Origin of the sequence: Sutcliffiella deserti (assembly GCF_020037475.1) — a bacterium.
Classification (GTDB): domain Bacteria; phylum Bacillota; class Bacilli; order Bacillales; family Bacillaceae_I; genus Sutcliffiella_A; species Sutcliffiella_A deserti.
This window is the reverse complement of the sequence record NZ_JAIQDB010000002.1, coordinates 80,323-94,298: the sequence shown is the minus strand read 5'-3', so window position 1 is coordinate 94,298 and position 13,976 is coordinate 80,323. Positions and strand designations below refer to the sequence as shown.

15 protein-coding genes are annotated in these 13,976 nt (G+C 45.0%); 4 read left to right on the top strand and 11 right to left on the bottom strand.

Annotation, left to right across the window (positions count from 1 at the left end):
- Nucleotides 1-150: 150 nt before the first annotated feature.
- Complete coding sequence (locus K9B36_RS05875; protein ID WP_223701096.1) at nucleotides 151-612, top strand: DUF4362 domain-containing protein; 462 nt, start codon at nucleotides 151-153, stop codon at nucleotides 610-612.
- 134 nt (nucleotides 613-746) lie between these two features.
- Here the strand turns inward: K9B36_RS05875 and K9B36_RS05870 are convergent, their stop codons facing one another.
- From K9B36_RS05870 to spoIIID, 3 genes are all read right to left on the bottom strand, one after another.
- Nucleotides 747-1,241, bottom strand: a complete 495-nt coding sequence (locus tag K9B36_RS05870; RefSeq protein WP_223701095.1) for a hypothetical protein — start codon at nucleotides 1,239-1,241, stop codon at nucleotides 747-749.
- 546 nt (nucleotides 1,242-1,787) lie between these two features.
- On the bottom strand, nucleotides 1,788-2,789 hold the full coding sequence (gene mreB / locus K9B36_RS05865; protein ID WP_223701094.1) for a rod shape-determining protein: 1,002 nt from the start codon (nucleotides 2,787-2,789) through the stop codon (nucleotides 1,788-1,790).
- Nucleotides 2,790-2,978: 189 nt separating this feature from the next.
- Nucleotides 2,979-3,242: a sporulation transcriptional regulator SpoIIID gene (gene spoIIID / locus K9B36_RS05860; protein ID WP_223701093.1), complete on the bottom strand. Its 264-nt coding sequence runs from the start codon at nucleotides 3,240-3,242 to the stop codon at nucleotides 2,979-2,981.
- Nucleotides 3,243-3,606: 364 nt separating this feature from the next.
- On the opposite strand from spoIIID, the gene K9B36_RS05855 reads away from it, so the two are divergent.
- Together K9B36_RS05855 and K9B36_RS05850 are read left to right on the top strand one after the other, a co-directional pair.
- A complete protein-coding gene (locus tag K9B36_RS05855) occupies nucleotides 3,607-3,948 on the top strand; it encodes a BsuPI-related putative proteinase inhibitor (RefSeq protein WP_223701092.1) in 342 nt (113 codons plus the stop codon).
- 141 nt (nucleotides 3,949-4,089) lie between these two features.
- Nucleotides 4,090-4,638 carry a CBO0543 family protein gene (locus K9B36_RS05850; RefSeq protein ID WP_223701091.1) on the top strand — a complete coding sequence of 183 codons (549 nt, stop codon included), beginning with the start codon at nucleotides 4,090-4,092 and terminating at the stop codon, nucleotides 4,636-4,638.
- A 72-nt stretch (nucleotides 4,639-4,710) separates the two neighbouring features.
- Here the strand turns inward: K9B36_RS05850 and K9B36_RS05845 are convergent, their stop codons facing one another.
- Nucleotides 4,711-5,202 (bottom strand): NUDIX hydrolase, encoded by a 492-nt coding sequence (locus K9B36_RS05845; RefSeq protein WP_223701090.1) that lies wholly within the window; start codon nucleotides 5,200-5,202, stop codon nucleotides 4,711-4,713.
- 468 nt (nucleotides 5,203-5,670) lie between these two features.
- Between K9B36_RS05845 and K9B36_RS05840 the strand changes: the two genes are divergently transcribed.
- Complete coding sequence (locus K9B36_RS05840) at nucleotides 5,671-6,321, top strand: hypothetical protein (protein WP_223701089.1); 651 nt, start codon at nucleotides 5,671-5,673, stop codon at nucleotides 6,319-6,321.
- Nucleotides 6,322-6,797: 476 nt separating this feature from the next.
- Here the strand turns inward: K9B36_RS05840 and K9B36_RS05835 are convergent, their stop codons facing one another.
- The 7 genes from K9B36_RS05835 to K9B36_RS05805 all read right to left on the bottom strand — a co-directional run bounded on the left by K9B36_RS05835 (nucleotide 6,798) and on the right by K9B36_RS05805 (nucleotide 13,929).
- Nucleotides 6,798-8,450 (bottom strand): sodium:solute symporter family protein, encoded by a 1,653-nt coding sequence (locus K9B36_RS05835; RefSeq protein WP_223701088.1) that lies wholly within the window; start codon nucleotides 8,448-8,450, stop codon nucleotides 6,798-6,800.
- A 189-nt stretch (nucleotides 8,451-8,639) separates the two neighbouring features.
- A complete protein-coding gene (locus tag K9B36_RS05830) occupies nucleotides 8,640-8,942 on the bottom strand; it encodes a DUF4212 domain-containing protein (RefSeq protein WP_223701087.1) in 303 nt (100 codons plus the stop codon).
- A 650-nt stretch (nucleotides 8,943-9,592) separates the two neighbouring features.
- Nucleotides 9,593-10,420, bottom strand: a complete 828-nt coding sequence (locus K9B36_RS05825; protein WP_223701086.1) for a DUF1028 domain-containing protein — start codon at nucleotides 10,418-10,420, stop codon at nucleotides 9,593-9,595.
- A gap of 45 nt (nucleotides 10,421-10,465) precedes the next feature.
- A complete protein-coding gene (locus tag K9B36_RS05820; RefSeq protein WP_223701085.1) occupies nucleotides 10,466-11,908 on the bottom strand; it encodes a methyl-accepting chemotaxis protein in 1,443 nt (480 codons plus the stop codon).
- A gap of 196 nt (nucleotides 11,909-12,104) precedes the next feature.
- Nucleotides 12,105-12,710: a pyroglutamyl-peptidase I gene (gene pcp / locus K9B36_RS05815; RefSeq protein ID WP_223701084.1), complete on the bottom strand. Its 606-nt coding sequence runs from the start codon at nucleotides 12,708-12,710 to the stop codon at nucleotides 12,105-12,107.
- Between the two features lie 128 nt (nucleotides 12,711-12,838).
- A complete protein-coding gene (locus K9B36_RS05810) occupies nucleotides 12,839-13,369 on the bottom strand; it encodes a chromate transporter (RefSeq protein WP_223701083.1) in 531 nt (176 codons plus the stop codon).
- Nucleotides 13,366-13,929 carry a chromate transporter gene (locus K9B36_RS05805; protein WP_223701082.1) on the bottom strand — a complete coding sequence of 188 codons (564 nt, stop codon included), beginning with the start codon at nucleotides 13,927-13,929 and terminating at the stop codon, nucleotides 13,366-13,368. The genes K9B36_RS05810 and K9B36_RS05805 overlap by 4 nt, the downstream gene beginning before the upstream one ends.
- Between the last annotated feature and the right edge of the window lie 47 nt (nucleotides 13,930-13,976).

Below are 13,976 nucleotides of genomic sequence, written 5' to 3'. Positions count from 1 at the left end.
ACAAAAAGTTTCAACTTTTTAAAATATACTATTTAAATGTTTTTTTAGATATGGGTGTAGCGTGCGGCATACATAGTAAAATTGATTGAAACTAAAAACTGGGTAATGCGTCTAATTAAGCAGAACTGATAACTGGGGGAGCGTTTATTTATGATTAAAGGACTTACAATTGTTTTTACGGGACTTTTCACATTGTTTTTATTTGGCTGCCAGCAGGAACAGGTAATTGAAGTTAAGAATCCGAAGACTCCTTATCATTCCGAGGAGGCAATAGAGAACGGAGATGTCGTGGATCTCCACGGAGAGATTAGTAATTTGGATAGGTTTGAGGATTTTGTGGAAAGTGTGGAAAACGGTGTGAAAGATGGGATCCGTATCACGATATACACTGACGAAGGGGACCCGATTTATAATAATTTAGATTATGACGGAAACAAAATTCAATATACTTATGATAATTCACAAGACGGGTTTGCCGGTTCAGGGCAAGGTGTGAGGAGTACGTTTTGTTCTGGTATAAAAGCTAAGGAAAATGAAGATGGGGTTGAATACCGTTTGAGTGGGTGTTCTTCAGATGTTGGGGATACTTTTTATTTTGTGGTGGTGGAGTAAAGGAAAGTAGAACGACTGTGCATTATTTGTACTAAATATTATTAATAGAGAAATGTAAAAGATCACCAAATTACTTTGTAATTTGGTGCTCTTTTTTTATACCATTTTTGTTTTTCCCTCTACAACCGGCTCGTTTAGTATTGCCAGCGGTTATCGGTTTCGATCCATTTCTTGTTTGTTAGGTCGTAGGATTCTTGGGCGTCTTGGAATGTTGCATAGGCTGGTAGGTTAGGTTGGGTTGTCTGGGTTTGGTTGTATATTTTTGCGAACCAGTTGATGATGGTTTGTTGTTCTTTTTGTTCTAGTTCGTAGTCGTTTTCTTCATAGAATTGTTGGAATGCATCTTCGTCTTGTGGTGTTGGGTAGTAGGTGACGTCTTCTAGGATTTCTTGGGCTCCCTGGATGTCGCCGTTTAGGTTTTCAAATATTTCGTTTGCGTTGTTGTTGTATTGGAAGAGCATGATGGTTAGCTCTTGGGTTGTTGGGTCGGCTGAGAATGTGAATTCCAGTTGGTCTACTTGTGGCGGGTATTGGGTGTTGAGCTTGGTTTCTAGGGTAGCTTTTAGGAATTCTTCGTGTTTGGTTAGTTGTTGTTGGATGTCTTGTAGGTAGGTTTGGATTGTTAGCATGTTTGTGTTGCTCCTCTCGGTTGGTTGTTTGTTTAGGTATTCGTTGTGGTTGGGGGGAAATCCTTTTTTGTTTGGGGGATTTTGGTGGGATATGGTGAATTTTGAGGAATGGGTGGGTTTTTGATTCTTTGAATTTTGGTTGGGGGTGGGAGCGCTTAAGACCGGGGTCTGACCCTCGCGGGGTTGGTGGTATTTAGGTTGGGTTGGGAGGGAGTGGCGAGTGGTGTTTAGTGGGAGGCGGGTGTGAGGGTCAGACCCCTGAGTTTTGGTGGGGTTTTTAGTTGAAAGGGGTTGGGTAATTAGGGTTTTGGTACTTAGTTTTTTTGGGGAGGAGTGCTTTGAATTTGGGTGGTTTGGTTAATGCGCTGGGGGCGCATTTTTCTTTTTTGGGGTTGGTTTTTGGAGGCTTTGGATTTTGGGTAGGTTTTTATTGAAAGGGTTTAGGTAATTAGGTTTTAAGATTTTGGGTTTTGGTATAAAAATTTAAAGAGCAACTCTTTTTTGGGGAGTTGCTCTTTGTATGGTGTGGCTTGTTGATATATTTGGTTAGGCGAAGCTTTTTCTTGGTAGGCGGTCCATGTGGTCGAGCATGATGCCGGTGCCTATTGCTACGCAGTCCATTGGGTTTTCGGCTACTAGGACGGGGACTTTGAGTTCTTCGGCTAGTAGTTGGTCGATTCCGTGGAGGAGTGCGCCTCCGCCTGTTAGGATGACACCTCGGTCGATGATGTCTGCTGATAGTTCTGGTGGTGTGCGTTCTAGGACACTTTTTGCGGCTTGTACGATAACTTGTACAGATTCGCGTAGTGCTAGTTCGATTTCTTCTGAGTGGACGGTGATGGTTTGTGGAAGGCCACTTACCATGTCACGGCCACGGATGGCGATGCTTTCGTTACGGGAGCCCGGGAAGACGGTTGCGATGGACATTTTGATGTTCTCCGCTGTGCGCTCACCGATTAGTAGCTTGTACCGCTTTTTGATGTATTGAAGAATTTCGGCGTCGAATTTGTCGCCGGCCATTTTAATGGAGCTGGCGGTGACGATGTCTCCCATGGAGAGTACTGCTACATCGGTTGTTCCACCGCCAATATCCACTACCATGTTTCCGCTCGGTTGGAAGATGTCCATTCCTGCACCGATGGCAGCCACTTTTGGTTCTTCTTCAAGGTATACTTTTTTGCCGCCGCTTTTTTCGGCTGCTTCTCTGATTGCTTTTTGCTCAACGGATGTGATGTTGGTTGGGCAGCAGATCAGAATTCTTGGCTTAGAAAGAAAGCCTTTGACGTTGAGTTTTTTTATAAAATGCTTAAGCATTGCTTCTGTGACTTCGAAATCTGCGATAACTCCATCTTTCAGCGGGCGCATTGCCACGATATTGCCGGGTGTACGCCCAACCATGCGGCGAGCTTCTTCTCCTACCGCTAAAACTTTGCCTGTGTTTGTATCAAGTGCTACTACTGATGGTTCGTTTAAAACGATCCCTTTACCTTTTACATGGATCAGTACGTTTGCCGTACCTAAATCAATGCCTATATCCCTAGCAAACATCTTACTTTTTCCTCCCTGCAATCATGCTTTGCGACTGTAGTCCGACAACTTATAGTCCTAATTGTTAATTCTATCACAACTTGAAAAATTTAGGGTGAAATTAACATAAATTCCATGTCAAAATTCCTATTTTTTTGTCGAAGGTTTTGAAGTGTCACAAAGGAAGGTAAGGAGTGTGTTGGCAATGATTTATTTTACGGGCTCTTCTTCTTTTTTATACTTCATTTTCGTAGCTTCTCCGCCCCGTAAATGTCTAATGGATTTATGATAATCTAGGATTATTTTCACTTCATTTGCTAAGTCTGGATTGATTTCAGGCAGTCTTTCTGTCAGGTCTTTATGGACAGTACTTTTGGAAACTCCAAATTCCTTCGCTATCACGCGAACTGTTTTCTTCGTCTCCACGATATACTTTCCAATCTTGATCGTTCTCTCTTTGATGTAATCGTGCACACCACTCGCCCTCCCTAAATTATGGATGTTGAGAAGTGTGAAATGAGACCCGTTTGTACCGATGTAACGAAGTGCCTAGTGTTTATAATGGTTTTAGTTTAAATTCAAATAGGATGGTTGGTGTTAATGCTTCGAGACAATCTACGATCCCTCACCTCAAACACTCTCTTTGTATGTTTGGTTTGTATCAGTGTATTAGCTTACACGGGGGTTTATGCTACAAATGTCAAGTGGGACAAGGGTTTTGTGCGATTTATTTGAATATTTACGCAAAACTTTCATTCTTTGTGCCATTTTACTCAAGGTATAGGAGGGGGAATGGAGAATATATATAAAATGGAGTATAGGAAAGGAGCGATGATTAATGAGTTTAGAAGCAACTCTTACGTATTCCGAAACAGGACCCGATTCGGTGATGCTGCATTTTATTGTAGAGAATACGGGCAATTCTGCGGAGAAGGTAACGTTCCGTAGCGGGCAGCGATATGACTATGTGTTGTACCGGGACGGCGAGCTGGTGGAGCAATTCTCTGAAGGCAAGATGTTCATTATGATCTATGAGGAAATCATGGTAGCTGCAGGGGATGAGCTCAGCTTTGATATTCCGTTGAAAGAGTTAAGTCCTGGGTCCTATAAGGTAACGGTATGGTTGCAGGACAGCGCATGGCCTGGGGCACAGGCGACGATACGGTTTGAGATAGAATGAGAAAGGGCCTTCCTGGATGGGGAGGTTTTTTTGTTGTGCTGGAAAGAAGCACTCCTTCATCAACTTCTGTTATTTTCATAAATACTTTTGTAGGTTCGTTGAAATACTAGCTTAAAGGTCTACAAAAGGCAGGTTTTTCAGTTGACACGGTGGGAATACATAGAAAAAGTTCATATGCTTAAGCAAGAATCGTATCGTCTAGATGTAGAAGGTTGGTTACAATATGAACTTTTTACTTTTCCATGGTGGATTCTTTTAGCTTTTTTTATCTGTCCTTGGCTTTTATGGTTTGCGCTTGCTAAAAGTAGCATGCTGATGGAGAGTCTTCTTTTTGGGGCACTAATTATCATCCCTACTACCTATTTGGACGCTTTTGGTTTAGAGCTAGAGTTTTGGATCTATCCGATTCAATTTCTCCCGCTGGCACCTAGAGCGATTCCTTTTGATATGTCGATGGTTCCTGTAGCTTTTATGTTGATCCACCAGTATTTTTCCACCTGGAAAACATTCAGTATGGCGCTACTTGTTATGAGCACTTTATTCGCATTTGTGGGCGAACCCTTCTCTGTCTGGCTCGAGCTAGTTCAGTACCATAAATGGAACTACGTTTACTCTTTTCTCTATTACATTGGAATAGGCCTTACTGTAAGATGGATTATCGTAAAGATAAAAAGCAGCGCATCGGCTTGAAGGCTGCTTTTGGCATCGGGGGTCTGGCCCCTTTTATTCATTTTTTGGATATTTATACATATTTATACAGGATTAAAGTGCTTCATTTACCTCCGGTTGTTGGGTTTTGGTGGTTGTCCATGGGAGGTTTTGTATAATTTTAAGGTGGATAGGGTCGATTGGTCCGATGTCTTCTTGCGTGTCCCAGAGACGGAGGTTAGGTGTTTCCTCGAGTAAAAGAATTTCTTTTTCTAGGTAGAAAATTGGGTTATAGCGGATTTCTCCATCTGGGTTTTTGATCATCAACAGGTATTTTAATTTTAGAGGTTCGTTGTCGATTGAGCTGTTGGTAAGCTTCGTCCAGCCCCTTTTGATTGCTTCAAATGATGTTTCCACTTTTTTTCGTTTTCCATGAGGTAGTTCCCAATGTTGTTGCTGCTCGTTGTAGTGAAGCAGCACATTGTTTTGGACCTTTACGATAATATTGGTTCTTCTAATGGAATGAATGGTGGCAAGTTCTGTTTCTTGTATTTTTTTGATGGCCAGCAGCTGAAAGCCATTGTTGGTTTTTGCGATTACTCCCATGTGATCTTCTCCTCTCTTTTCTTTGATATTGTATTAAATGCAAGAGGGAACAGAGCATGGTTCTGTTCCCTTTTTTTATAGATGTGTTGGTTTATTTTAAGGAACGGTCTGGATCTATTTTGGCCTTTTCTACATGCTGTTCGATTTATAAACTATGCGGATATTTTTCTATTAGGGGTAGGGTGATGACGGTCAGGGTGATGGCCAGGATTACGGAGTAAAAAAGCATGTTGAGGTCCCACGTATGGTAACCATTATTGTGCAAATTATTCTAATAGTTAAATTATGAGACATAGACTGGCTCAAGTCAACTTTCATTTTCTTTGTAATTTCTACAAGTTTTTCACGAGTAAATTTTCTGGATTGATAAAATTGGGAGTTTTTTTGAAATAATCTGCAAATATGGGAAGCTTATCCGCTATAATGAAGGATATAATTCTACATACCAAAGGTTACGGGAGGTTTATGATGAAGAAAGCCCTATTGATTGTTCTTGCAGGAGTGTTTGTATGCGCATCTCCTTATCTTACCTATGCGAATGTTACCACTCCCCCTATTAATCAAGAGGATCCGAAGCCTCCAAAGGAACCAAAGCCAGAGCCGCCTGAAGCACCACCAGCTGAGCCGGAGCCGGAACCAAAGCCTGACCCAGTGCCGGAACCAGAGCCAGAGCCGGATCCGGTGCCGGTGCCGGACCCTGTGCCAGAGCCGAAGCCTGATCCAAAACCGGAGCCGGAGCCTAGACCTGAGCCGCCGGTAGAGGAACCTGCTCCACCTGCAAGACCTGCACCCGCACCTGTAGAACCGGAACGAGTTACGGTAGAAGAAATCGTGGAACCAGTGATAGTGGTAGCTCCTGTTGCAGAAAAGGTAAATGTATTTGATCACAGTGACACATTAAAGGAGTGGAAAGTTACTTTTACTATCCTTCATGCGTCCCGGATTCACGACCTTCTTAGGTTCTTTTATGAAGAAGATACCGTGTTGGACGTCGGGTTTTTATCAAAACCGGAATTAGCGGAGATGGTTTATTTTTTGGAAAATGAGGAGCTTGTCGCAAATGAGCTGTATGATGAGATGCGTATGAAGGTTGGGGAGGCGTTGGATGAGGCGATGTAGGGAGTTGCGCTAGCTCCTTCGCCAAGCTTTGTGCGCCCGTTCTTGTTGTTGAGACCTTTGCTTTCGGGAATTCCCGGGGGCGCGGTCTCATTTGCTTTATTAAGACCACGGCTTACTCAATTATACGGCTTCCATGGGCTCATTTCTCATATTGAGACCATCGCTCCGCATATTTCACGCCTCCCTTGGTCTCATTCGCTCGCATTGAGACCATCGCCCCCCATATTTCACGTCTCCCTTGGTCTCATTCACTCGCATTGAGACCATCGCCCCGCTTATTTCACGCCTCCCTTGGTCTCATTCCTTGAGACCATCGCTCATCAAAATTCATAGCTTCCAGGGTCTCATTCCACACATTGAGACCATCGCCCCTAAAAATCACACTCCAGAGTCGCATCCTCCCCCCTTTATAGTATTTTGGCAGCCACGACAAAAAAATAGGGAAACAGGCAGACAGCCCATTTCCCAAAATGATTTTATTTATCCAGCCAAACGTCGCCGTCCTTGTAGGACATCTGCTCTGGGTAGCGCAGATCGACGACTTCCTCCTGAATTTTTTGTGATGGTGCTTTTGTTCTCAATGACACGATGATGATGGTCAGCATTGCGGCTACTGCGCCGAAAACCCCTGCCCCAGTGTCGATGATTCCTAGAACGGTGAAGCCGCCGTATTTTGCTGCGAAAATATAGGAAAGCGTGACGGTAAGACCTACGAGCATTCCTGCAATCACCCCTGGTGCGTTCGCCCGCTTCCACCATACTCCAAGAAGCAGGGACGGGAAGAAGGTTCCGGACGCAAGTGCAAAGGCCCAGGCAACGATTTGTGTGATGGCTCCTGGCGGGTTGAGTGCCACAAGTCCCGCGAGTATGGTTGCCGTGACGATGGTTATCCTACCTACCAAGAGACGGTTGCTTTCCGTGGCATTTGGCCGCATGACGCGGTAATAGATGTCATGGGCAAAGGAGGACGAGATTGCTATCATTAGTCCACCTGCTGTTGAAAGTGCTGCTGCCATCGCACCTGCAGCGACCAGTCCGATGATAAATACACCAAGGTTGGCGATTTCTGGTGTTGCCATTACGACGATATCATTGGCGATCATTAGCTCGCTCCACTGGAGGATTCCGTCGCCGTTCGTGTCTGCTACCTGAAGTTTTCCTGTATTAACCCAGGATTCTGTCCAAGCTGGCAGCTGGTCAATAGGCTGGCCTGCTACATTTTTCATTAAGATGAAGCGAGAGAATGCTGCGTATGCTGGTGCTGATAGATATAAAAGACCGATAAAAAGTAAGGCCCATGCTCCGGACCAACGTGCTGCTTTCATAGTAGAAACGGTGTAGAAGCGGACGATAACGTGCGGAAGACCTGCTGTTCCGGCCATCAGGGTGAACATAAGGGCAAGGAACTGCCACTTGGTTCCGTTGGTAAATGGCGCAAAGTACTCGGAAACGCCGAGCTGCCTGTCGAGCTCTCCAAGTTCGGAAATGATGTTTCCATAGGATAGCCAAGGTAATGGATTGCTCGTTATTTGCAGGGACATGAAGATTACCGGAATCAGGTAGGCAATGATGAGGATAATGTACTGCGCTACCTGTGTCCAGGTGATTCCTTTCATTCCCCCGAATGCAGCGTAAAATGCAATAAGGACCACACCGATCATGGTTCCCACTCGAGCATCCACTTCCAGGAGGCGACCGATTACTACTCCAGATCCGGAAAGCTGGCCAATGGAGTAGGTGAAACTGATGATGATGGTACATATCGCAGCGATGACGCGGGCTGTATGGGAATCAAAACGGTCCCCGATAAACTCCGGTACCGTATAGCGTCCATATTTTCGAAGCTGTGGTGCCAAAAGGAAGGTCAAAAGCAGGTAGCCTCCGGTCCATCCCATTATGTAAGCTAGTCCATCATAACCAAGAAGCATGATAGTACCGGCCATCCCGATAAAGGAAGCAGCACTCATCCAGTCGGCACCGATGGCCATTCCATTAAAGACCGGCGGCACTCCCCTGCCAGCTACGTAGAAGTCAGAGGTTTGACGGGCTTTGTTGAAGATGGCAATTCCGATATAAATCGCAAAGGTTACTAAAATTAATGAAAGCGATACAATAAACTGTGTATCCAACTGTACATCCCCCTTTGTGTGGTGATACCTTTGTCATGCGTATTATTTTGTTAAAAAACATTTCGGCTTTTAGATTTTTTGAAGTTGAGATTCTCGGTTGTGAGGTTACAAGGTAGAAACGTTATACCCTGTTTGTATTTTCATAGGATGAGTCTGTGGTGTGGTTGTGTTTTACAATGTTGAGAAGGTCTAGTGATCTAGGGTTCTACCTGCGCTGAGCTGCTCGTTTGCTTTTTCGTCGATGCCGTATTTCTGGTCAATCTTGTCGCTAACCTTGGCGTTCACAAATAGTAAAATGATAAAGACAATAATCGAGCCTTGGGCGCCCATATAATAATGAAAAGGAAATCCGCCAAAGATTGTAAACTGCAAGGACTCTGCAAAAAGGACTACTCCAAAAGAAACCACAAGCCAAATCGCAAGATAAATAAAAATATACTTCGTCTTCTCACGGAAATATGCATCAGCTACAGACTTATCAATTTTCTTCAAATGATAACCTCCCTATATAATCCAATCGAACTCGGGTTTCGACGTTTGTGACGAAATTCCTGTCGGGGTCTGGCCCCTAAAGTAAATATTAAATAATTTATAAAATAATTAATGTGAATAGTTATTGCAAATGACATTATTGCAGGGTGAAGATGAATTTGATTGTGTCGATGAATGGCGCTGGCACTAGGGCGATTTCTAGGAGAAGGTAGGCAGCCAGGGCGAATACGGGCACGGATAGCAGGATCGGTTTTTGTTTTTTGATGGCAAAGAAGATGCATAGACCCACAATAATTAGGAATACGTAGAAGAACATGATTGCTTTCACCTCGAATTTTATTGTAAGCGCTTTAATTTATTTGGCTGATCCCCCTTTTCTTCTGTATCTGTGTTATTACAGAATTGTTAGATTATTCTAATATTTGTATTATGAGATATGTAAAAGGACAAGTCAACTCTCTTTTTTCCTATAAAGTTCTAAAAATCCCGCCATGCAGTGGGACTTGAGTCTGTGTTAGTACACTTTAGCTTTTTGCACTGGTGCAGGTTTGCCAGGATTTCTTTGGGTAAAAAAGTGAGGGGTGTTTTTGATTGATTGAAGTGAAGTGAAAAAAGCGCCCCAATACCCAGGGCGCTTTCTCCGTTCTACTCTATTTTTGCCGAACCATGTATGCGAAGACTTCTTGGTCAATATAGCCTTCTTTCTGTTCACGACCTTCGAAATTTTCGGTGTGAATGTAGGTTGTGAGGGCTTCCTGCAGGTCGCCAGTCATGTAACCGAGTTTTGTGAGCTGTTCGGTTAGGACCTGTTCGATGTCGCCTTCGATTTTGACGATGTTTTCCGGTTTGGTTGGTGCAAAGTAGAGCTGCTGCAAGTGATAGATTCGGATGAGCTCTTCGATTGGCTCTGGGTGTTCGTCCACACGCAGGTCGATGTAGCGGTCGTTGAAGCCTGCGTAGCCCCCTTTTTCTTTTACCACATAAAGAGCCGCTGATTGCTGCCCTCTGCTGTCCCCTCCTGCCTCTTGTCCAGCCGCGAGCGCTTTTAATAGACGCTCGGCTAGGGTCCCTTCCGCTGATTCAAAGGTTTCCCCCATGGCCTGAACGGTTGCTTCACTTACAAGGATGTTCCCTTGCGCTGCGTAGAAGGAGCCTGTTTGCCCGCCGGCCCAGTTGTAGCATTTTTCTCCTGTGAAGGTGGCGGCGTTTCCGTTTGCATCGATGACACCGAGCTGGCGGTAGGCACGGTCCTCGTCTTCTTGTGTTAAAAGGTCAACCACTTCCTGGGCGGTTTTTCCTTGCTCCAGAAGGTCAAGGCCTTTTGGTCCGTAGGCAGTGTTGGCGTAGGACTGGGTCGCGATGGCCCCGACATTAGCCTTTGCCCACGGAACAACGGAACCTACCCCGAGAAACTTGGATTGAACGGCGATTCCCCACTCTTTTTCTTTTGGATCAAATCCGATAATGGAATAAGTCATGATAGAATTCCTCCTTTTAAAATTTAATAACGGTTTGCTAGAATGCTATTTTGTTATTAACTTCTCTAAGTTGGCAGTCAGTTCATTTAGGTTGTTGATGTTTGTGACGATTTCGGTTAGGTGTTCGTTTTGGACTTCAACGCTTGCGAATACTTCCTCTGCTGCGGCCGAGGTTTCTTCTGTTGTTGCGGCAACGGTTGTTAGTTCGTTGAGAATTTTTTCGGTTGCATCTTTTAATCCGTCGTTAAAGACTCGTAATTTATCTGCTTTTTCAATAACAGAGACGGTGTTGGAATTGATAGCATAAAAAGCTTCATCTACTTCGTTTGCTGCTTTTTTCCCAGTTGTCACGTCTTCAAGTACCTGAGTGACCGTTTTCGTTGATTCGTGAATGCTAGATTGGATGCGGTTGACGATGCCTTCGATTTCGGCTGATGCGGCATGGGAATTTTGGGCTAATTCTCTAATTTCCTGTGCTACGATGGCAAAACCTCTGCCATGCTCCCCTGCTCTTGCCGCTTCTATGGAAGCATTCAAGGATAATAGATTAGTCTGTTTTGCAATGCCAACAATGGTTGCCAAAATTTTATTAATTTCATTTCCTTCATGTTCAACTGTGTCAAGGGTGGTTACAGTTTCGTTCACCGACCTGTCGATATTCGTGATGGCTGTTACTAGATTTCCCGATAGTATTCTACCTTTTTTAACAACCTCACTTGTTTGGTTGGATGCTGCTACCATTTCACCCGTTTCTTCCATTCCCTCATAAGCTGATTTGGTTACATCCTGCATGACAACGGTGATATCTGATAGGCTGTCGGCAGTGCTTTCTGCGCCAGATGAAATTTCTTGGAACGCAATCACAAGCTCTTTTGAAATATTACCTGTGGTTGCGGCATTGTCAGAAAGGTTTGTTCCGGATTTGCTCAGAACCTCGATCGTCTTTGTGATTTGTGCTACCATTTCATCGGACTTTTGCTTCTCTTCTTTAACTCTCTCTGATTCATCAATTGCTTCCTTAGTGATGCTTGCTCCAAGTTTTGTTTGAAAAATGGCTGCGACGAGACTGACAATGACGTATGCATAGAGAACCGTTAAGTCGGCCCCTTGGATAACCGTGTGATTTGTTAGCACCAGGTAGGTTAAAACAAGGATAGAAACCGCTCCGTTAAGTACCACAGGTTTGTAGTCCTGGTAGATCGAAAGCATGATTAGCGACGCGAAAATGATAAGGACACCGGTTAGGGCCTGCGAATTTAACATCAGGACGATCCCGACGATGTTCACACCTAGTGCGACGATATATTTTACATAATCCTGAAAAAGCTTCTTCCAATTAAGGTAGGCAACTAATAGTGCGACAGGCAAGGTGGATGCAACCAGATTGATAATGGTCGCAGGGGTATCGTATGACGCAGCGAGCCCAATTACTGCACTAATTATAAATACCTTTAACATCAATTTATTTCTTTCTTCTATCTTTAACAAACCCATCTACCTCCTAAGATGACTGTTGCTCGTGTGGGTTTGTTTATTCCCACCGTATTCAGGTCGTCTTTATTTAGGCTGTTTTCAGTTCGGTTGTTGCTTTGGGGGAGGAGTTATGACCCGTACAGCAACATTCTTTGTGAAAATAGTCCTTCTATCCTTTATATCGACCTGATGGTGAAAATGATTAAGCGTCTTACAGTGCCTGGATGGTGAGGCGAATGGCTTCGGTCAGGTCCTTTTGTGACCAGCTTGGGCTGTTTTTCAGCTGGATGGCCAGGTCATGGGAGGCTGGGATGTGGATGAAGCCGGCTTGTATTGGAGTTTTCGCGTTTTGCTTGTTGTTTTTGTTCAGGATGGCGTACATGACATTGTTGCAAAGGTAGGTGCCCGCTGTGTTGGAGATCTTGGCAGGAAAGCCGTTCTCGTTCAGGTGGTTCACCATGGAGCGGATCGGCAAGGTTGAGAAGTAGCCGTCAGGACCTTCCTTGTCGATGGGCTCGTCTTCACATTTGATGCCATTGTTGTCTGGCGCGCCGTCCTTGCAGTTGATGGCGATGCGCTCCGGCGTGATGTGGGTGCGTCCGGCGGAAAGTCCGAGTGAGATAACAGCATCCGGTTGGATCTCGGTGTAATACTCAAGGATTTGGCGCTCAGACTCGGTGAAATCGACCGGCAGCACCTTACTAATAATCTCGTACTCTCCTATCGTCTCCCCATCAAGCGACTTCACAATCTCCTCCGTCGGATTCACAGGAAAATCAAGAAACGGGACAAACCCTGTTAGTAATAACTTCTTCATTGGTGGTGCCTCCCTTGTTGTGTTGGTGGGGCCTGGCCCTTTTTGGTGGATTCTCCCATTTGGGGTCTGGCCCCTTTTTACAGATTGTTCCTTTTGGGGTCTGGCCCCTTTATTGACGCTCTTTATATTCAGCTCAGTACCGTCGCCCCATACACCAGCGCTGCGACTATTACGTAGGCTGGGTGGACTTTCCAACGTTCTAGTAGTAGGTAGCTGACGATGATGATCAGGATGGTTTGGATGGCGCCGGAGCCTTCGTAGGATTCTGCGAAGAACCGGTATGCCATGACGCCTAGTAGTAAGGCAATGGTTGGGCGTACATAGTTGGACATTCTTTTTACTTTAGGTGAGTCCCGGAATTTGTACAGGATGCTCATAAGTCCGATCATGAGAATCAGGGATGGTGCGACGGTGGCGAAGACCCCCACCGCGGCCCCAAGGATGCCCGCTTGTTCGTAGCCGATATAGCCTGCCATTTTTGTGGCAATCGGGCCCGGCAAGGCATTAGCTAGCGCAAGTACTTCACTAAATTCACTGATGGTCATCCAGTCGTAGCGGTGTACCACTTCATTCTCCACAAGTGGAATAGAAGCCGGGCCGCCCCCGTACCCGAGGATGCCAGGCAGGAAAAAGGCAAGGAAAATTTCCCAGTAGATCATGCTTGCTCCCCTCCCTGCTGTTCTTTCGGTTTATCTTTTTTTAATAAGGCTGCTGCCAGGAGGATGGCAATGACGATTCCCGGATGGATTCCAAGTATTTCAATGGCAAGAAAACTGACGACAATTAAGATAATGGCCGCTGTCCAACCTAAGCCCTTTTTAGACTTAGAGACAAAATCCATCGTAAGAACGGCGAGCATCACCCCGACCACCGGCACTACTGCTTTTGTCATTCCCTGAACCCACGGCTGGTCTTTAAAGCTCGCCAAGGTTGTAAGTAGGATAATCATAAGGACGATGGTTGGAACAATGGATGCCACGATTGCATTGAGCATTCCCGTGTACCCGGATACCCGGTAACCGATATAGCCTGCCATTTTAGTGGCAATCGGTCCCGGCAGGGTGTTTGCTAGCGCAAGAATGTCCGAAAAATCGTCATCTGATAGCCACTTGTATTTTTCCACAACCTCTTTATGTACAAGCGGAATGCTCGCAGGTCCCCCGCCATAGCCAAGCATTCCTACTCGGAAGAATGCGATGAATAGGTGATATTGCTTCATGGTGTTGCCTCCTTTTTAAAGCCTGCCCCCCATATGGTAGGACAGGC